Here is a 17,645-nt window from a genome sequence, read left to right on the forward strand (position 1 = left end):
GATCCTGATGAATGACTTCAAGACCCTTCGTGTCCTCCATGAAGGGCCCGTGCTGAGAGTGGAGTTGAACAGTCCGGAAACCGGTAACGCGGTATCGGGACCGATGCTCGACGAACTGCTCGCCGTCCTGGGCGCGTTGCCGGACCGGCCCGATGTCCGGGTACTGATCCTCTCCGGCGCCGGGGACCATTTCTGCCTGGGCGCCGACCGCGCGGAGTTCGCCCACATCAGCGCGACCGACGCCACGGGCGGCCGGCTCCGCGCGCTCGGCACCAAGGCCCGCCAGGTCTGCGACGCCCTCGCGACGTCCGACGCGGTCACCGTCGCCCGGCTGCACGGCTCGGTGATCGGCGCGGGGGTGGCGCTCGCGGTGTTCTGCGATCTGCGGGCCGGCGCGGACAACTGCCGTTTCCGGCTGCCCGAGCTGGCACTCGGCATGCCCCCCGCGTGGGGCGGCTCGCTGCCCCGGCTCATCCAGGAGTCCGGCGCCGCCCGGATCCGTGAACTCATCATGACCGGCCAGAACTTCGACGCCGCCAGGGCCGCCGAACTGTCCCTGCTCCACAAGGTCGTTCCCGAGGAGGGGCTGGACGACGCCATCAGCGCGTGGACCAAGCCGCTGGTGCGCAGGTCCGCGACGGCGCTGCGGACCACCAAGGTCATGATGAACGCGTACGCGTCCGCCAGCCGGCTCGCGGACGCCTCGCTGTTCGACGCGGAGCTGCTGACCGCCTCGGTGGCGGCGGGGCGGGCGGGGCGGCGTTGAGTGGTCGAGGTGTGGTGCCGGTGAGGAGCGCGCCCTCTACGCGCCCCTGAAGTGTTCCCGTACGAGTGACTGCACCACGGTCAGGTCCCTGGCGCTCAGGGCGTCGAGGAGCGCGGTGTGTTCCGCCGCGTCGGCGACGAGGTCGGCGCGGCGCACCTCCGGGGCGCTGACCAGGGGCCACTGGGAGCGGCGGTGCAGGTCGTCCGCGACCGCCACCAGCTGCTGGTTGCCCGAGAGGGAGAGCACCGCCCGGTGGAAGGCGCGGTCGCGGTCCGCGTAGGCGGCGCGGTCGCCGACGGCGGCGGCCGCACCCGTCGCCTCGGCCAGGGACCGCAGCTCGGCCCAGCGCTCGGCCGGTACGGTACGGGCCAGCCGGAGCATCACCGGCACCTCGATCAGGGCCCGTACCTCGGCCAGTTCGGCGAGTTCGGCGGCGCCGCGCTCGGCGACCCGGAAGCCGCGGTTCAGGACGACCTCGACCGCGCCCTCCCGCGCCAGCTGCTGCATGGCCTCGCGGACGGGGGTCGCGGACACGCCGTACCGCTCGCCGAGGGCGGGGGCCGAGTAGACCTCGCCGGGGACCAGATCGCCGCTGACGAGCGCGGAGCGCAGGGCGTCGAGGATCTGGCCGCGTACGGAATGGCGCCGTACCGGCCGGGGCACGGACGGCTCAGGACCGCTGTAGGTGTGTTCCCGGTGATCCGGTGACGTACGCGCCTGCTTCGGCACCCGGTCGGGGCGCGCGGAGGCGTACGGCGGGGGCTCGGTCCTCTCCCACCCGCCGTCCTGTTCCAGACTTCGCTCCACCCGGTTCCACCTCCGCTCCTCCCTGCACGATAGGCGGGCGGGGCCGCAGTTCAAAGAGCGAAAGTGTCGGGTAAGGTAAGGCTTACCTGCAAACGATCGCGATTCGGTGGTCCCCTGCATGACCCTTCCCGCCCTGCTGCCCCGCTTCCCGGCCTCGCCGGTCACGGACGCCTACGCCCGGCTGACCGAGGTCTTCCCCGCGCTGCGCGTCGACGAGGTCGCGGCCGGCGGGGCGCTGCCGCACGACGGTGGCTGGGTGCGCGCCGCCGGCCTCGCCGCCGGGGGCCCGGCCCTCGACACGTTCCTCGGCTGGGACGAGGCGCAGATCCTGCGGGACTACGGGCGGCCGGCCCGCCCCGACGTGGTGGCGAGCTTCGCGCTGCACCGCTACGCGTGGCCCGCCTGCCTGCTGGTCACCCTGCCGTGGTTCCTGCACCGCCGGGTGCCGCGCGTGCCCGTGGCGGACGTCGCCTTCCAGCGGGTGCTGGGGAGGATGGCCGTACGGACCGGGTCCTTCGCCTGCCTGCCGGACGACCCCGCCGCCGGTCACCCGGACGCCCGGGTCGTGCCGGACGAGGAGGCGCTGCGCGGCGAGGTGCGCGCGGCCGTCGCGGAGCACCTCGGGCCGGTGCTGGAGGGCTTCGCGCCCCGGATGCGGCGGGGCCGGCGGGCGCTGTGGGGCATGGCGACCGACGAGATCGTCGAGGGCCTCTGGTACGTCGCCCACCTGCTGGGCGAGGAGCACCGGGCGATGGCCGAGCTGGAGCTGCTGCTGCCGGGCACGACGGGGCCGTACGTGGGCGCCGCGGGCTTCCGCGAGCTGACAGGACCCGACGGCGCGGCCCTCGCAACCCGCGACCGGGCGAGCTGCTGCCTCTACTACACACTGCGTCCCGACGACACGTGTGTCACCTGCCCGCGTACGTGTGATGCCGACCGTGTCGGTAAATTGACCGCGAACGTCTGATCCGGCTCTGACCTCGCACTCCGGTCGTCCGCGCCTGACTGCCCGTCACCCGGCGGCTCCACGCCACCCGCAGGGGTGATATTAATCGGACATGACAGCCGCTTTGCGCACGGCAGTTCGAGCCGAGCGTGCCTATTTGTGCGCCTCTCCGCCTCGTTGGCGTTGTCTTGGCCCAAAACCCCCTGAGCGACACCGCACTTCCGCCAATATGGCGCCCGATACGCCCTACTGCGATGCAAGGAACACCGCATGCGACTGACCGACATATCGCTGGACTGGCTGCTCCCCGGCGGCGTGCTGCTCGTCGGAATCCTGGTGGCGGTGGCGATCCTCGCGCGCGGCAAGCGCGCCGGTGAGAAAACCGCGACCGAGGACTCCTGGGAACGCACCGAGGAGCGCCGCAGGCGCAAGGAAGCGATCTACGGAACCGCTTCGTACGCCCTGCTCTTCTGCTGCGCCGCGGTCGCCGCGGCGCTCTCCTTCCACGGCCTGGTCGGCTTCGGCCAGGAGAACCTCAGCCTGACCGGCGGCTGGGAGTACCTCGTCCCGTTCGGCCTCGACGGCGCGGCGATGTTCTGCTCCGTGCTCGCCGTGCGCGAGGCCAGCCACGGCGACGCGGCTCTCGGTTCACGGCTGCTGGTGTGGCTGTTCGCCGGCGCCGCCGCGTGGTTCAACTGGGTCCACGCGCCCCGGGGCTTCGGCCACGCGGGCGCGCCGCAGTTCTTCGCCGGCATGTCCCTCTCGGCCGCGGTGCTCTTCGACCGCGCGCTGAAGCAGACCCGCCGGGCGGCGCTCCGCGAGCAGGGCCTGGTGCCCCGCCCGCTGCCGCAGATCCGGATCGTACGGTGGCTGCGCGCGCCCCGCGAGACCTTCGGCGCCTGGTCGCTGATGCTGCTCGAAGGCGTCCGCACCCTGGACGAGGCGGTCGAGGAGGTCCGTGAGGACAAGCGGACGAAGGAGCAGAACCGGCACCGCAGGCGGGAGCAGCAGAAGCTGGACCGGGCGCAGATCAAGGCGCTCAACCGGCAGCACCGCGCCTGGGGCCGGGGACGCGGCGGCGGCCGCCAGATTCCGCTGCCCGCCGGGTCCGCGCCAGGAGGGTCCGTGCCGGCCGTCGAGGCCGCCGCGGAGCCTGCCATACCCGAGCCGGGACAACTGCCCTATCGCTCCCGGCTCTCCCTTCAGCCCGCGACGGGCAGTGAAGCTTCCCGTACCGTCGACCTCACCGCCGAGGACGACACCCAGGCATTGCCACGGCTCGACTCCCTGGAGCGCAAGCTCAAGGACCTGGAGCAGCAGTTCGGCTGAGGTCCCCGTGAGCGTGACTCGCGGCTCACCACGCGCGGCTCGCGCGGGAGATTCGCACCCATCGGACCGGTGTGGCGGAACAACCGTCACGCCGGTCCGGCGTTTGCGGCCAAACTGCTTCCGCTTCCTGTACGGCTCGGTGCGCCCGCGCCCCCCGCAGGCTCAGGCGGCGGCCTCGCCGTTCATCTCGAACCAGACCACCTTTCCCAGTGGCCTCGTCCGTATCCCCCAGTCGTCCGCGAGACTGCGCACCAATGCGAGTCCCCTGCCGTGCGTGGCGTCGTCGGCGGCCCGCACCGGCGCCAGGGGTGGCCCGGCGGGCGGCGCGGCGAAGTCCCGTACCTCCACGCGCAGTCGTGAGTCCGCGACGGTCGCCGTGACCACCGCGCCCCTCTCCGTGTGCACCAGCGCGTTGGTGACCAGCTCACTGATGAGCAGCTCCGCCACCTCCGCGCAGTCTCTCTCCTGCCAATGTCTCAGCAACTCCCGTAAGGCGTGACGCACCTCCGGGACGGCCGCGAGATCGGCGCCCCCCATTCGGCGCCGCAGTCCAGCCATCCTTCTGTCCCCCCGCTCGTACCGGCTTCTACTCCTGTCTCGATATCTACAGGAGATGCATGCCCGACACGGGACCGCTCACGCATTCCGGTCCGCATCGCGGGGGCGCACGGAATCAGGGACGGGGCACGTTACGGAGGTTGGAGCGCGCCATCTGGACCATGCGCCCCACTCCGCCGTCCAGGACGACCTTGCTCGCCGAGAGCGCGAAGCCCGCGACCATGTCCGCCTTGATCTTGGGCGGGATGGAGAGCGCGTTCGGGTCGGTCACCACGTCGACCAGCGCGGGCCCCTTGTGCTTGAAGGCTTCCTTGAGCGCGCTGCCGAGCTGCCGGGGCTTCTCGACCCGTACACCGAAGGCACCGGCCGCCCGCGCGATCGCCGCGAAGTCGGGGTTGTGGTTGGTGGTGCCGTACGACGGCAGTCCCGCCACCATCATCTCCAACTCCACCATGCCGAGGGCCGAGTTGTTGAACAGGACGATCTTCACCGGCAGGTCGTACTGGACGAGGGTGAGGAAGTCGCCCATCAGCATGGAGAATCCGCCGTCGCCCGACATCGCGACGACCTGGCGCCCCCGGTCGGTGAACTGCGCGCCGATCGCCTGCGGCAGGGCGTTGGCCATCGAGCCGTGGCTGAACGAACCGATCACACGGCGGCGGCCGTTGGGAGTGAGGTAGCGGGCGGCCCACACGTTGTTCATACCGGTGTCGACGGTGAAGACGGCGTCGTCATCGGCGAGTTCGTCCAGGACGGACGCGACGTACTCGGGGTGGATCGGAGTGTGCTTCTGCACGTTGCGGGTGTAGGCCTTGACCACGCCCTCGAGGGCGTCCGAGTGCTTCTTCAGCATCTTGTCGAGGAACTTGCGGTCCGTCTTCGCCTTCACCCGGGGGGTCAGGCACCTGAGCGTCTCCCGCACGTCGCCCCACACCGCGAGGTCCAGCTTGGAGCGGCGGCCGAGGCGCTCCGGCCGCACGTCGACCTGGACGATCTTGACGTCGTCGGGGAGGAAGGCGTTGTACGGGAAGTCCGTGCCGAGCAGGATCAGCAGATCGCACTCGTGGGTGGCCTCGTAGGCGGCGCCGTAGCCGAGGAGGCCGCTCATCCCCACGTCGTACGGGTTGTCGTACTGGATCCACTCCTTGCCCCGCAGGGCGTGGCCGACCGGGGACTTGACGCGTTCGGCGAACTCCATGACCTCGGCGTGGGCGCCGGCCGTGCCACTGCCGCAGAAGAGTGTGACGCGCTGCGCCTCGTCGATCATGCGGGCGAACTTCTCGATCTCGGCGTCACCGGGGCGTACGGAGGGGCGGGAGGTGACCAGCGCGTGCTCGACCGCCCGTTCGGGGGCGGGCGCGTCGGCGATGTCGCCCGGGAGGGTGACGACGCTGACCCCGCCCTGGCCGATCGCGTGCTGGATCGCGGTCTGGAGGAGGCGGGGCATCTGCTTCGGGTTGGAGATCATTTCGCTGTAGTGACTGCACTCCCGGAACAGCTGGTCGGGGTGCGTCTCCTGGAAGTAGCCGAGGCCGATCTCGCTGGAGGGGATGTGCGAGGCGAGGGCGAGGACGGGGGCCATGGAGCGGTGGGCGTCGTACAGGCCGTTGATGAGGTGCAGGTTGCCGGGGCCGCAGGAGCCGGCGCAGGCGGCGAGCTTGCCGGTGATCTGAGCCTCGGCGCCGGCCGCGAAGGCGGCGGTCTCCTCGTGCCTGACCTGCACCCATTCGATGGCGGAGTTGCGGCGGATGGCGTCGACGACGGGGTTGAGGCTGTCGCCGACGACTCCGTACAGCCGCTGGACGCCTGCCTTGGCGAGGATGTCGACGAACTGCTCCGCCACGTTCTGCTTGGCCATGGGAAGGTGCCCTCTCTGGATCTCCGGTCGCCGGCGGGGTCGGGCGCGGTCCCGCGACCGGGCCCGGGTCCATCAACCCATGCCGGGCGCGGTTACGCCTCCCAGACCGCGACGGCCGTGCGGTCGTCCGCGTACCCCTTGACCCTGAGTTGGGTGTCCGCGAGATAGGAGGCCAAACCTGGCGGTTCGGCGGAACCCCAGCGGTCGGCCAGCTCCGCCGCGAGGGCCGGGACACCGCGCAGCGGTTCGGCGAGGCCGGGGCTGCACAGGAGGAGGGTGTCGCCCGGGAGGGCGACGGAGGCCCGGAAGCGGAACGGTTCGGCCTGCGGCGGCACCGGCTCCTCGACGTACGGGGCGGGGGGTGTCGGGATGCCGAGGTCCACGGTCAGCCGGTCGCGGCGGGGGGTCTCGGCGGGCCGGGAGCCGAAGCCGACGACCGGTTCGCCGGTGAGGGCTGCGGGGTCGGGGGCGGAGGGTTCCAGGTCCCGCCAGGCGCCGTCCCTGAGGCGGAAGAGGCCGCCACCGCCGCCGGCTCCGAAGAAGACGCGGGTACGGCAGTCGGGGTCGGCGGAGAGCAGGAGACAGCGCAGGCTCGCGGTGTACGCGTCGGACGCGAGGCCCAGCTCGGTGGCGCGGGCGCGGAGCTTGCCGTAGCCACGGTCGGTGAGCCGTTGCAGTCCGGCCTTGAGGTCGCCCCTGCGGCCGGCTCTTATGTCGTCGGAGAGCCGGCTGTGACTGCGGCCGACGGCACCGCCGATCCAGTGACAGGCGTCGGCGGCGGCGAGGTGGGCGCCCTCGGTGGCGCGGACGCCGGTGGCGACGGCGACGAGGATGAGCGCGGCGTCGCCTTCCCCGAAGCGCGCGGTGAGCAGCGTGTCGCGGCGGGGCTCGCCCCGGTAGCGGCCTGAGTCGCCCCGTACGGACGCGGCGCGCAGGGTGTACGTCCCGTAGCGGGCGCCGTCGAGCACGGTGTCGGCGACCAGCTCGCCGAGGCGGTCGGCGTGGGCGGGGGGCAGGGCGGTGGGCTCGGGGTCGTAGGTGGGCGGCCCCCCGCCGAGATGCCCGACGCCGGGTCGCTCACTGGCGGGAAAGTCCTCGGCGCTGTCCCGCCCGGCGGCGGCGAGAGCCACAACGGACCGCCCGTCTTCGGCACGGGCCTCCCCGACCCCCCACCCGACGGCCTGCACGGGCGCCCCGGGCCCGTCGAGGGCGGGCAGGCGGGGGTCGTTGGCGGGGGGCCCGGGGGGCACGGACCCGATCGGCGTCGTCGCGGGCGGGGCCGGGGGCGCGGGTCCGATCGCGGGCGGCGCGGGCGGCGCGGGCGGCTCCGAGGGCGCGGGCTGAACCAACGGCGGGGCGGGCGGCGCCGAGGGCGCGGGCTGAACCAACGGCGGGGCGGGCGGCGCCGAGGGCGCGGGCGGTCCCTGGGACGCGGGTCCGGTCGCGGGCGGCGCGGGCAGTTCCTGGGGCGCGGGTCCGGTCGCGCGCGGCGCGGGCAGCTCCTGGGACGCAGGGTGAACCGACGGCGGCGCGGACGGCCCCTGGGGCCCACGGTCGGCCACGGGCGGGTCCGAGGGCCGTGGGGGCGGACTCGCGCCTTCGGCGTCGCCGAAGGACTCCCTGGCCGGAGCGGCCGGCCCCCAGGCAGCCCCCGGCACAGCCTGGGGGTTCCTGCCGGACGGCAGGCCACCGGACGCCCACGCTCCCGCACCCGGGCCCTGCCCGGCCCGGTCCGCACCGTCCGACGTGTCCGCATCCGCACCGACCGGCCCGAAGGAGGTCGGCGCCCCCGACTCCGCCACGGCGCCGGGCCGATGGCCCGGAGGCACGGAAGGCGCCCCGTCCGAGGAGTCGGCGGCGGCGGCCGGCGACGGCTCGGGCCCAGCCGGAACCACATCCGGCCGTTCGGAAGCCGAGGCCCAGGAAAGCCCGGGTCCCTCCGGCTCAACCGGGATCGAGCCCCCAGAAGATCCAGGCTCCGCAGGAGCCGAACCGGGCGGCTTCGGAGCCGATACCCCGGGCGAGGCCGGATTCGCCTGGGCCCCGTCCCGGCGCTCCGGGGCCGACGCCTCGGGCGACCCGTGCTCCGCCGGAACCGCGTCCGACCACTCCCGGGCCGAGGCCCCGGACAGGCCCGGCCCCACCGGAACGGTGTCCGAACGCTCCGGGGACGAGGCCCAAGGTTCCCCGGGCTCCGCCCGAACGGTGCCCGGACGTTCCGGAGCCGAGGCACGAGCCGGCCCTGGCTCCGCCGGGGCCACGTCGGACCATTCCCGGGCCGAGGGCCCGGGGGGTTCGGGCTCTGCCCGGCCCGTATCGCTCCGCGCCGCGGGCGGGGCCCAAGCCAGGCCGGGCTCTCCCGGCTGCGCCGGGGCCGAGGCCCCAGGAGGTTCGGGCTCCGCCCCCACCACGTCCGGCCGTCCTGGAGCCGGGGCCCGAGGCGGTTCAGACTCTGCACGGCCCGCGTCGGGCCGCGCCGCGGGCGAGGCCCAAGGCAGTCCAGGCTCTCCCCGCTGCGCCGGGGCCCTGAGAGGTTCGGACTCGGGCCGGATCGCGTCCGGAGGCTCCGGGGATGACGGCCTGGACCGCCCAGGTGCTGCCGGAACCGCGTCCGGATCCTCCGGGGCTGACGGCCAGGGGGCTCCCGGCTCCGGTGAGGTGGCGGCTCGGTGGTCCGGGGGTGCGGGTCGTGGGAGGGGTCTGGCGTCCGTCGGGGCGTACGGCGGGGGTTGTTGCTCCCACCACGCCCGTGGCCGCTGCGTCTCCGGGGACGCCACCGCGTCCACCGCCGAGGCGAAGTGGTCGTCGAGTGCGTCCCCCGTGCCCATGTCCTGCGCGGACTCGTCGTACAGACGGTTCCACCAGTCGTCGGCGTCCGGCCGCTCCCCCTGCTCGCTCATGCCCCTATCTTCGACCGCGACAGGGAGGAGAAAACGGGGCGACCGGAAAAATTAAGTCCGCCGGGCGGCCCCACCCCCCACGGGAAGGACGCCCGGCAGACGTTCACAGTGTCAGCGCGGGGCAGATGCGCCGGCGCGGAGACCGGGGGCATCACCCTCCCCGAGCAAATCCAGGTCAGGCTACCCAAGGGGCATATGACCGGGGTCTGTTGCTGCTGTGATGGCGCCACCTTCGCAGAGCGGGCGGCCGAAAGGGGATGATGGGGGCGGCGGGTTTACGCCGTGGCTGGTTTCCGCCACGGTTCGCGGCGGAAACAGGACGCTCCCGGCGGTTGATCCCCCGGGGTTCCCAGGGGTACGGCGGTGTGCGGTGAGGGACGGTGCAGGGTGCTGGGAGCGATAGGTCTCGACGAGAGACAGGAGTCCGCGTACCGCGCACTCGTGGCCATCGGCGCCGCGGACGTGTCGGACCTGGCCCACCGTCTCGCGCTGCCCGAGGCGGACACCGAACGGGCCCTGCGCCGCCTGGAGCGCCAGGGCCTGGCCGCGCAGTCCTCCGCCCGTACGGGACGCTGGGTCGCCGCTCCTCCCGCCGTCGCGCTGGGAGCGCTCCTCACCCAGCACCGCCACGAGCTGGAACAGGCCGAGCTGGCCGCCGTGATCCTCGCCGAGGAATACCGCGCCGAGGCCAGGGAGCCCGCCGTGCACGACCTCGTGGAGGTCGTGACGGGCGCGAGCGCCGTCGCCCACCGGTTCGTGCAGTTGCAGCTCGGCGCGACCACGGAGGTCTGCGCCCTGGTCACCGGCAAGCCCGTCGCCGTGGCGGGCATGGACAACGAGGCCGAGGAACGCGCCGCCACACGCGGCGTCGCCTACCGCGTCGTCATCGAGCGCGAGGTGCTGGCCCTGCCCGCCGGCATCACCGAACTCTCCGCCGCCCTCGGCAGGGACGAGCAGGTCCGCGTCGTCGAACGTGTCCCCACCAAGCTCGTGGTCGCCGACCGCAACCTGGCTATGGTGCCGCTCACCGGCCGGGGCGCGGAACCCGCCGCCCTGGTCGTCCACGCGAGTGGACTGCTGGAGTCGCTGCTGGGCCTGTTCGAGGCGGTGTGGCGCGATGCCCTGCCCCTGCGGCTCGGGTCCGGCGACGGCGCCGGCGCCGAGATCCTGGAGGACGCGCTGCCAGGACCGGACTCCACCGACCTGGAGGTGCTGTCGCTGCTGCTCGCCGGGATGACCGACGCGAGCGTCGCGAAACAGCTGGACCTCGGGCTGCGGACCGTACAGCGCCGGGTGAAGGGGCTGATGGAGCTGAGCGGGGTGACCACCCGGTTGCAGCTCGGCTGGCACGCGTACGAGAAGGGCTGGGTGGCGCGGGACTGAGCGGGGCGGGTGCGTTGCCTTGGAGGGACGCACCATGCGATCACGCCGGGCCACACCCCCTCCGCGACCTGCGGGACCGTCCCCCTTCCGGCACGCTGGGCAGATGGACGTGTGGCAGCTGGTGCTGGTGGGCCTTGTCATGGTCCTCGGCCTGTTCGGCGTGCTGGTCCCGGGTGTACCGGGCCAGGCCATCGTCTGGGCCGCCGTCCTGTGGTGGGCGCTGGCGGACACGTCCGACGCGGCCTGGGTCGTCCTGATCGGCGCCACCGTCCTGCTGCTGCTCAACCAGGCGCTCAGACCGCTGCTGCCGTCCCGCCGGAGAACCAGGACGGGCGCGCCCCGGCGCACCCTGCTCATGGGCGGCACCACCGCGATCGTCGCGTTCTTCGTCGTACCCGTCGTGGGCGGGATCCTGGGCTTTGTGGGGGGCATCTACGGCGCCGAGCGGATCCGGCTCGGCAGCCACCGGGACGGCTGGGCCTCCACCCGTACGGTCATGCGTACCGCCGGATACCCCCTCCTGGTGGAGTTGTTCGCGTGCCTGCTGGTGGTGGGCGCCTGGCTGGGCGCCCTGATCTGGGAGTGAGCACGCCGCACGCGTGTGAGGCTGGGGGCATGACCGAATTCAACGAGGCCGAGCGCGCGTACCTCAGGACCCAGCGGCTGGGGCGCATGGCCACCGTCGACCCCAAGGGGCAGCCGCAGGCCAACCCGGTCGGCTTCTACCCGCAGGACGACGGGACGATCCTCATCGGCGGGTACGCCCTCGGCACCACCAAGAAGTGGCGGAACCTCCTGACCAACCCCAAGGTCGCGCTGGTCGTCGACGACATCGTGAGCGTCACGCCGTGGAAGGTGCGCGGGGTGGACATCCGGGGTGAGGCCGAGCTGCTGACCGGACCGCACGACCTCGGGCCGCACTTCAGCGAGGAGCTGATCCGTATCCATCCCCGGAAGATCCACAGCTGGGGCCTGGAGTGAGCCGCCCCCCGGACCTCGGCTGAGGCCCGCAGGGGGTGAGGGGGCCCGGCGTACCGCCGCGCCCCCTCACCCCCACCCGCCTACCGCAACCTCCCCCGCTTCACCTCCATCGCCGCCCGCCCCTCCGCGCCCATGCGCTTCCAGTCACGGCGGATCTCGGCCCGGAGCCGCGCGTCCGTCTTGGCGACGATCCGCTGGTTCTCCCGCAGCAGCTTGCGGTAGCTCTCCAGCCGGCGGTCGGAGAGCGAACCGTCCTCCACGGCGGCGAGCACCGCGCACCCCGGCTCCGCGCCGTGCGCGCAGTTGTGGAAGCGGCAGTCGGCGGCCAGCGACTCGATCTCCGAGAACACCTGCCCGACCCCGCTCTCCGCGTCCCACAGCCCGACCCCCCGCAGCCCGGGGGTGTCGATCAGCACGCCGCCCGCGGGCAGCACGATGAGGTTGCGGGTCGTGGTGGTGTGCCGGCCCTTCCCGTCGACGTCACGGATGGCCTGGACCTCCATCAGCGGGCCGCCGAAGAGCGCGTTGGCGAGGGTGGACTTCCCAGCGCCGGAGACGCCGAGCAGCACACTCGTACCGTCCGACACGACGGCGGAGAGCACCTCCACCCCCTCCCCCGTCTCCGCGCTCACCGCGAGCACCTGCACACCGGGCGCGGCGGACTCGACGTCCTGGACGAGATGGGCGAGTACGGCGGGGTCCGCCACCAGATCGGCCTTCGTCAGGACGATCAGCGGCACGGCCTCGCCCTCCCGGGAGGGCGCGGACTGCCGCAGCAGCGCCGCGCCGGTCGAGCTGGACATCGCGAGGGCGAGGAACCGCTCGACGCGCCCGAGGTCCACCTCCACCGCGAGCGACACACAGATGACGATGTGGTCGACGTTGGTGGCGAGGACCTGGCCCTCGGAACGCTTCGACGAGGTCGATCGTACGAACGCGGTCCGCCGGGGCAGCAGCGTCCGTACGAACCGGGGGTCGCCGTCCGCGTCGAGGGCGACCCAGTCGCCGGTGCACACGATGCGCATCGGATCGCGCGGTACGACGTACTCGGTGTCCGCCCGGACCGGGCCGGCCGGCGTCACCACGTCACACATGCCGCGGTCGACCCGCACGACCCGGCCGGGCACCAGGCCCCGCTCGGCGTACGGGGTGAACTCCGCCTCCCAGCCCGCGTCCCAGCCGTAGGGGGCGAGCGGGTGCGACGAAGAGGCCTCGGAAGAGGCAAAGGAGAAAGACAAGGGGAAACCCTTCACAAGGGTGACCCCGGCACGCGCCTCGGGCGCGGCAGCTCTGGATCGGACAAAGGGACGCAGAGACAGGTCAGCCGGGGACCACAGGAGTGTCAGTGACAAACTTCCGCTGAATGCGGGCAGCGCCCGTCGCGACAACAGCCATCGGTCACACCTCCTGGATCACACACGGCTCGGGGAACGAACGGACACACCGTAACGCTCGCGCCCGGAGCGGCGCCAAGTGTTTTCGCGCTGCTCCCCCGCACCCCCCAGGCGCCTTGTTCCCCAGGTGCGCATCGCGAGGACACACGGGCGACACCGGCCCGTCCCTTTGACTCGCTGGCCTGGAGACGCTCTCCCCGCCCGGTTCGCCCCACACCCCCCAAGACACCCCACGAGGTCCCTGAACACATGCCTGAACTCAATCGGCGTCGCTTCCTCCAGGTCGCCGGCGCGACCGCGGGCTTCTCCGGCCTGTCGAACAGCATCGACCGGGCCGCGGCCATCCCCGCCAGCCGTCGCTCCGGCACCATCGAGGATGTCGAGCACATCGTCGTACTGATGCAGGAGAACCGTTCGTTCGACCACTACTTCGGCTCGCTGCGCGGCGTCCGCGGCTTCGGTGACCCCCGCCCCGTCACCCCCGTCGGCGGGAAGTCCGTCTGGCACCAGTCCGACGGAACGAAGGAGGTCCTGCCGTACCACCCGGACGCCGAGGACCTCGGCATGCAGTTCATCGAGGGGCTCGACCACGACTGGGCGGGCGGTCACCAGGCCTGGAACCAGGGCCGGTACGACCGGTGGATCCCCGCCAAGTCCCCGGGCACGATGGCGCACCTGACCCGTGAGGACATCCCGTTCCACTACGGGCTCGCCGACGCGTTCACGGTCTGCGACGCGTACCACTGCTCGTTCATCGGGGCCACCGACCCCAACCGGTACTACATGTGGACCGGCCACGTCGGCAACGACGGCAAGGGCGGCGGGCCCGTGCTCGGCAACGACGAGCTGGGCTACGACTGGACGACGTACCCCGAGCGGCTGGAGAAGGCCAAGATCTCCTGGAAGATCTACCAGGACATCGGTGACGGGCTGGACGCGGCCGGGAGCTGGGGCTGGATCGACGACGCCTACCGGGGCAACTATGGCGACAACTCCCTCCTGTACTTCAACCAGTACCGCGACGCCAAGCCCGGCGACCCGCTGTACGACAAGGCGCGTACGGGGACAAACGCGAAGGCCGGCGACGGGTTCTTCGACGTCCTCCGGGCCGACGTCAAGGCGGACCGGCTGCCGCGCGTCTCCTGGATAGCGGCGCCCGAGGCGTTCTCCGAACACCCCAACTGGCCCGCCAACTACGGGGCCTGGTACATCTCCCAGGTGCTGGACGCGCTCACCTCCAACCCGGAGGTGTGGAGCAAGACCGCGCTCTTCATCACGTACGACGAGAACGACGGCTACTTCGACCACGCCCTCCCGCCGTTCCCGCCCGCCTCGGCCGCGCAGGGCCTGTCGACGGTCGACACCACGCTCGACCACTTCCCGGGCGACAGCCGCCACGCCGCCGGTCCCTACGGTCTCGGGCAGCGGGTGCCGATGCTGGTCGTGTCGCCGTGGAGCACCGGCGGGTACGTGTGCTCGGAGGTCTTCGACCACACATCGGTCATCCGGTTCATGGAGCGCCGCTTCGGGGTCTCCGAGCCGAACATCTCGCCGTGGCGGCGGGCGATCTGCGGCGACCTGACGTCCGCCTTCGACTTCTCGCTCAGGAACACGCGGCCCGCGCGCCTGCCCGGCACGGACGGGTACGAGCCGCCGGACCAGGACCGGCACCCCAGTTACGTACCGGTGCCGCCGGACCGTCCCGTCCTGCCCAAGCAGGAGAAGGGGTCGAGGCCGACGCGCCCGCTGCCGTACGCCCCGTTCGCGGACGGCTCCGCGACGCCGGGGACCGGGCGGTTCACGCTGACCTTCAGCGGCGGGGAGGAGGCGGGGGCGGCCTTCACGGTCACGTCGGCGAACCGTACGGACGGGCCGTGGACCTACACGGCCGGCGCGGACCAGCGGCTCTCCGACACCTGGAACACGGCGTATTCGAAGGGCACGTACGACCTGTCCGTCTTCGGGCCGAACGGGTTCCTGCGCACCTTCAAGGGCTCGGGCACGGTGGCGGGCCCCGAGGTGACGGCCCGGCACGACGACCGCCGGGGCCGGGTCGAACTGACCCTGCGGAACGCGGGCAGGCACGACTGCCGGCTGACGCTCACCGACGCGTACGGCGGGAAGAGCGAGACGGTGAAGGTGCGCGCGGGCGGGCACGTGGTGCACACGGTCGACACACGGCACGGCAAGCGGTGGTACGACGTGTCCGTGACGGCCGACACCGACCCGGCGTTCCTGCGGCGCCTCGCCGGCCATGTGGAGACCGGCGAGCCGGGGGTGAGCGACCCGGCGATCATCACCGGTTGACCGCGTGAGCGACCCGGCGATCATCACGGGCTGACAGCCCTCCAGGAGCCGTCGGGCGGGCGCATCGCCCCCGCCCGGCGGCCGGGGGAACTACCCCGCCTCGCTCCGCAGCCACACCGCCGTGTCCGGGGGAAGCCGGCCGGCCGTCAGCGGGTCGCTCGCCAGGAGGAGCCGCGTCCCGTCCGGCGGGGACAGAGGCACCGGCTCGTCCGAGAGGTTGACCCGGCACACCAGGCCCGCGCCCTTCCGGAAGGCCAGTTCGCCGGGGGACGACGGCAGCCACGTGAAGGTCTCGTCGCCGAGGAAGTCCCGCCGCAGGGCCAGCGCCGTACGGTACAGCTCCAGGAACGAGCCGTCCCGGCCGGTCTGGGCCTCGACGGACCGCTCGCCCCACCCCTCGGGCTGCGGCAGCCAGCTGCCGCCCGCGCCGAAGCCGTACGAGGAACCCTCCCTGGTCCACGGCAGCGGCACCCGGCAACCGTCGCGTCCCTTCTGGCCGTGGCCCGTGCGCTCCCACATCGGGTCGCGCAGCGCCTCCGCCGGCAGGTCGGCCACCTCGGGCAGGCCCAGTTCCTCGCCCTGGTAGAGGTACGTGGTCCCGGGCAGCGCGAGGGTCAGCAGCGCGGCGGCCCGCGCGCGCCGCCTGCCACGGGTGTCGTCGACGGCCGGTTCGTGGCCGTCGCCGGTCACCCAGGCCCGCAGGTCGGTGGCCTCGGGCAGGCCGTAGCGGGTGCGGTGGCGTACGACGTCGTGGTTGGAGAGCACCCACGTCGGCAGGGAGCCGGTGGTCGCCGCGTCCGCGAGCGACGTCTCGATGACCTCCCGGAAGGCGCCGGACTCCCACGGGCAGCGCAGGTGGAAGAAGTTGAAGGCCTGGTGGAGTTCGTCGGGCCGGGTGTAGAGCGGCAGCCTCGCGGCGCTGACCCCCGCCTCGGCGACCATGATCCTGGGCGGTGTGTATCCGTCGGTGATCTTCCGCCAGACGCGGTATATGTCGTGGACCTCGTCGCGGTCCCAGAAGGGGTGGTTCAGGCCCGCGGGCGGCGAGTTGAGGGGTGCGGTGTCGCTGCCGTGGGTGTCGCGCAGGGGCGGGGCGAGGTCCTTGCGCAGGCCGTGCGCGACGTCGATGCGGAACCCGTCGACCCCGAGGTCGAGCCAGAAGCGCAGGGTGTCCTCGAAGTCGGCGGCGACCTCCGGGTTGTCCCAGTTCAGGTCGGGCTGCTCGGAGGCGAAGATGTGCATGTACCACTGGCCGTCCGGGACGCGGGTCCAGGCGGGGCCGCCGAACTTGGACTGCCAGTCGGCGGGCGGCCCGGCGCCGTCGGGGCCGGTGCCCTCGCGGAAGATGAACCGGTCGCGGGCGGCCGAGCCCGGCCCGGCCGCCAGTGCCTCGGCGAACCAGGGGTGCTGGTCGGAGCAGTGGTTGGGGACGATGTCGACGATGGTGCGGAGGCCCAGTTCGCGTGCTCCGGCCAGGAGCGCGCGGAAGTCGTCCAGGGTGCCGTGGCGGGGGTCGACGCCCCGGTAGTCGGCGACGTCGTAGCCGCCGTCGGCCAGCGGGGAGGGGTAGAACGGCGTGAGCCAGACGGCGTCCGCGCCCAGGTCCGCCACATGCCCGAGGCGGTCGGTGATGCCCCGGAGGTCGCCCATGCCGTCACCGTCGGCGTCGGCGAAGCTGGGGACGTACACCTGGTAGACGACGGACTCGCGCCACCAGTCGGGACGGGGCCCGCCGGGGGCGGGCCGCCGGGCCGGGGCGTGGCCGGAGCCGGTGCGGTCTTGGCCGTCGGCGCTGACGTCCGGGATCGCGTGCTGTGTCACTGAAACCTCTCGTGCCGTGCTCGGGGGACGCCCGGGTGGCGTGCGGTGCGATCATCCCCCAGGAGCGCAAGAGGAGAGCAGGACGGCGCGGGAGCCGGGCGCGTGGCCCGGCGGCACGGGGACGGTGGGCCGGGGACGGCGGGCCGGTGGTGGTGTTGGCAGGGGCCGAGGCGTCGGCACGGGGTGGTGGGGCGTCAGCGAGGAGTACGTACGTCCTTGGCGCGGCCGAGCCGCGCGGCGGCGCGGGCGGCCTGGACCGCGTACGGCGCCTTCGCCTCGGCCGAGCGGAGGGAGCGCAGCGCCAGCAGCAGGACGCCGATGTCGTCGAGGTACACCGGGTCGGGCACCAGGTCGGTGGGGAGGATCAGGTAACCGATCGCGGCCCAGAACATCCACTTGCGCCGCTCCGGCACCCCCGCGGCACGCAGCGCGCGCCGGGCCCGTACGAGACGGACGGCGAGGGTGAGCGCGGCGCCGAGGGTGATCAGCGCCAGCACGACGCCGACGGCGACGAGGATCATGAGTTCCGTGCTCACTGCGGTCTCCTCCGCCGGGGTCCTGGGCAAGTCTCCCCTACCGTTACCCCGCGAAGGGC

Annotated in this window: 14 protein-coding genes; 7 read left to right on the plus strand and 7 right to left on the minus strand. The window is 73.0% G+C overall.

Features of this window, described 5'->3' with window-relative positions:
* Window positions 1-4: 4 nt before the first annotated feature.
* Window positions 5-766 (plus strand): enoyl-CoA hydratase/isomerase family protein, encoded by a 762-nt coding sequence (locus ACIO1C_RS16055; RefSeq protein ID WP_401864126.1) that lies wholly within the window; start codon window positions 5-7, stop codon window positions 764-766.
* A gap of 36 nt (window positions 767-802) precedes the next feature.
* Here the strand turns inward: ACIO1C_RS16055 and ACIO1C_RS16060 are convergent, their stop codons facing one another.
* Window positions 803-1,561, minus strand: coding sequence for a GntR family transcriptional regulator (locus ACIO1C_RS16060; protein ID WP_401864129.1), 759 nt, complete (start codon window positions 1,559-1,561; stop codon window positions 803-805).
* Window positions 1,562-1,691: 130 nt separating this feature from the next.
* Between ACIO1C_RS16060 and ACIO1C_RS16065 the strand changes: the two genes are divergently transcribed.
* Both ACIO1C_RS16065 and ACIO1C_RS16070 read left to right on the plus strand, forming a co-directional pair.
* Window positions 1,692-2,540, plus strand: coding sequence for a (2Fe-2S)-binding protein (locus tag ACIO1C_RS16065; protein ID WP_401863488.1), 849 nt, complete (start codon window positions 1,692-1,694; stop codon window positions 2,538-2,540).
* Window positions 2,541-2,789: 249 nt separating this feature from the next.
* Window positions 2,790-3,848, plus strand: a complete 1,059-nt coding sequence (locus tag ACIO1C_RS16070; RefSeq protein ID WP_401863490.1) for a DUF2637 domain-containing protein — start codon at window positions 2,790-2,792, stop codon at window positions 3,846-3,848.
* A gap of 162 nt (window positions 3,849-4,010) precedes the next feature.
* Here ACIO1C_RS16070 and ACIO1C_RS16075 read toward each other — a convergent pair whose 3' ends face one another.
* From ACIO1C_RS16075 to ACIO1C_RS16085, 3 genes are all read right to left on the minus strand, one after another.
* Window positions 4,011-4,406 (minus strand): ATP-binding protein, encoded by a 396-nt coding sequence (locus ACIO1C_RS16075; protein WP_327233765.1) that lies wholly within the window; start codon window positions 4,404-4,406, stop codon window positions 4,011-4,013.
* Between the two features lie 115 nt (window positions 4,407-4,521).
* Window positions 4,522-6,264 carry a pyruvate dehydrogenase gene (locus ACIO1C_RS16080; protein ID WP_401863493.1) on the minus strand — a complete coding sequence of 581 codons (1,743 nt, stop codon included), beginning with the start codon at window positions 6,262-6,264 and terminating at the stop codon, window positions 4,522-4,524.
* Between the two features lie 92 nt (window positions 6,265-6,356).
* The gene (locus ACIO1C_RS16085) at window positions 6,357-7,949 is read right to left on the minus strand and encodes a protein phosphatase 2C domain-containing protein (RefSeq protein ID WP_401864131.1); all 1,593 of its coding nucleotides are present in this window, start codon (window positions 7,947-7,949) and stop codon (window positions 6,357-6,359) included.
* 1,602 nt (window positions 7,950-9,551) lie between these two features.
* On the opposite strand from ACIO1C_RS16085, the gene ACIO1C_RS16090 reads away from it, so the two are divergent.
* The 3 genes from ACIO1C_RS16090 to ACIO1C_RS16100 all read left to right on the plus strand — a co-directional run bounded on the left by ACIO1C_RS16090 (window position 9,552) and on the right by ACIO1C_RS16100 (window position 11,528).
* The gene (locus ACIO1C_RS16090; RefSeq protein WP_401863496.1) at window positions 9,552-10,547 is read left to right on the plus strand and encodes a helix-turn-helix domain-containing protein; all 996 of its coding nucleotides are present in this window, start codon (window positions 9,552-9,554) and stop codon (window positions 10,545-10,547) included.
* 103 nt (window positions 10,548-10,650) lie between these two features.
* Window positions 10,651-11,133, plus strand: a complete 483-nt coding sequence (locus ACIO1C_RS16095; protein WP_401863498.1) for a DUF456 domain-containing protein — start codon at window positions 10,651-10,653, stop codon at window positions 11,131-11,133.
* A gap of 29 nt (window positions 11,134-11,162) precedes the next feature.
* The gene (locus tag ACIO1C_RS16100; RefSeq protein WP_401863499.1) at window positions 11,163-11,528 is read left to right on the plus strand and encodes a PPOX class F420-dependent oxidoreductase; all 366 of its coding nucleotides are present in this window, start codon (window positions 11,163-11,165) and stop codon (window positions 11,526-11,528) included.
* Between the two features lie 80 nt (window positions 11,529-11,608).
* Here the strand turns inward: ACIO1C_RS16100 and rsgA are convergent, their stop codons facing one another.
* Complete coding sequence (gene rsgA / locus ACIO1C_RS16105) at window positions 11,609-12,766, minus strand: ribosome small subunit-dependent GTPase A (RefSeq protein WP_401863502.1); 1,158 nt, start codon at window positions 12,764-12,766, stop codon at window positions 11,609-11,611.
* A gap of 405 nt (window positions 12,767-13,171) precedes the next feature.
* Here rsgA and ACIO1C_RS16110 point away from each other — a divergent pair, with 405 nt between their 5' ends.
* On the plus strand, window positions 13,172-15,229 hold the full coding sequence (locus ACIO1C_RS16110; RefSeq protein WP_401863504.1) for a phosphocholine-specific phospholipase C: 2,058 nt from the start codon (window positions 13,172-13,174) through the stop codon (window positions 15,227-15,229).
* A gap of 90 nt (window positions 15,230-15,319) precedes the next feature.
* Here the strand turns inward: ACIO1C_RS16110 and ACIO1C_RS16115 are convergent, their stop codons facing one another.
* Both ACIO1C_RS16115 and ACIO1C_RS16120 read right to left on the minus strand, forming a co-directional pair.
* Window positions 15,320-17,050 carry a glycoside hydrolase family 13 protein gene (locus tag ACIO1C_RS16115; RefSeq protein ID WP_401863507.1) on the minus strand — a complete coding sequence of 577 codons (1,731 nt, stop codon included), beginning with the start codon at window positions 17,048-17,050 and terminating at the stop codon, window positions 15,320-15,322.
* Between the two features lie 194 nt (window positions 17,051-17,244).
* The gene (locus tag ACIO1C_RS16120; protein ID WP_401864133.1) at window positions 17,245-17,571 is read right to left on the minus strand and encodes a DUF1232 domain-containing protein; all 327 of its coding nucleotides are present in this window, start codon (window positions 17,569-17,571) and stop codon (window positions 17,245-17,247) included.
* Between the last annotated feature and the right edge of the window lie 74 nt (window positions 17,572-17,645).

This window comes from Streptomyces sp. NPDC087420, assembly GCF_044744165.1.
Classification (GTDB): Bacteria; Actinomycetota; Actinomycetes; order Streptomycetales; family Streptomycetaceae; genus Streptomyces.

Bases quoted from the DNA above. Each gene is read 5' to 3' on its own strand.
- ACIO1C_RS16100 (WP_401863499.1), top strand. From the start codon at position 11,163: ATGACCGAATTCAACGAGGCCGAGCGCGCGTACCTCAGGACCCAGCGG.
- ACIO1C_RS16080 (WP_401863493.1), bottom strand. From the start codon at position 6,264: ATGGCCAAGCAGAACGTGGCGGAGCAGTTCGTCGACATCCTCGCCAAG.
- ACIO1C_RS16110 (WP_401863504.1), top strand. From the start codon at position 13,172: ATGCCTGAACTCAATCGGCGTCGCTTCCTCCAGGTCGCCGGCGCGACC.
- ACIO1C_RS16120 (WP_401864133.1), bottom strand. From the start codon at position 17,571: ATGATCCTCGTCGCCGTCGGCGTCGTGCTGGCGCTGATCACCCTCGGC.
- ACIO1C_RS16095 (WP_401863498.1), top strand. From the start codon at position 10,651: ATGGACGTGTGGCAGCTGGTGCTGGTGGGCCTTGTCATGGTCCTCGGC.
- ACIO1C_RS16075 (WP_327233765.1), bottom strand. From the start codon at position 4,406: ATGGCTGGACTGCGGCGCCGAATGGGGGGCGCCGATCTCGCGGCCGTC.
- ACIO1C_RS16065 (WP_401863488.1), top strand. From the start codon at position 1,692: ATGACCCTTCCCGCCCTGCTGCCCCGCTTCCCGGCCTCGCCGGTCACG.
- ACIO1C_RS16070 (WP_401863490.1), top strand. From the start codon at position 2,790: ATGCGACTGACCGACATATCGCTGGACTGGCTGCTCCCCGGCGGCGTG.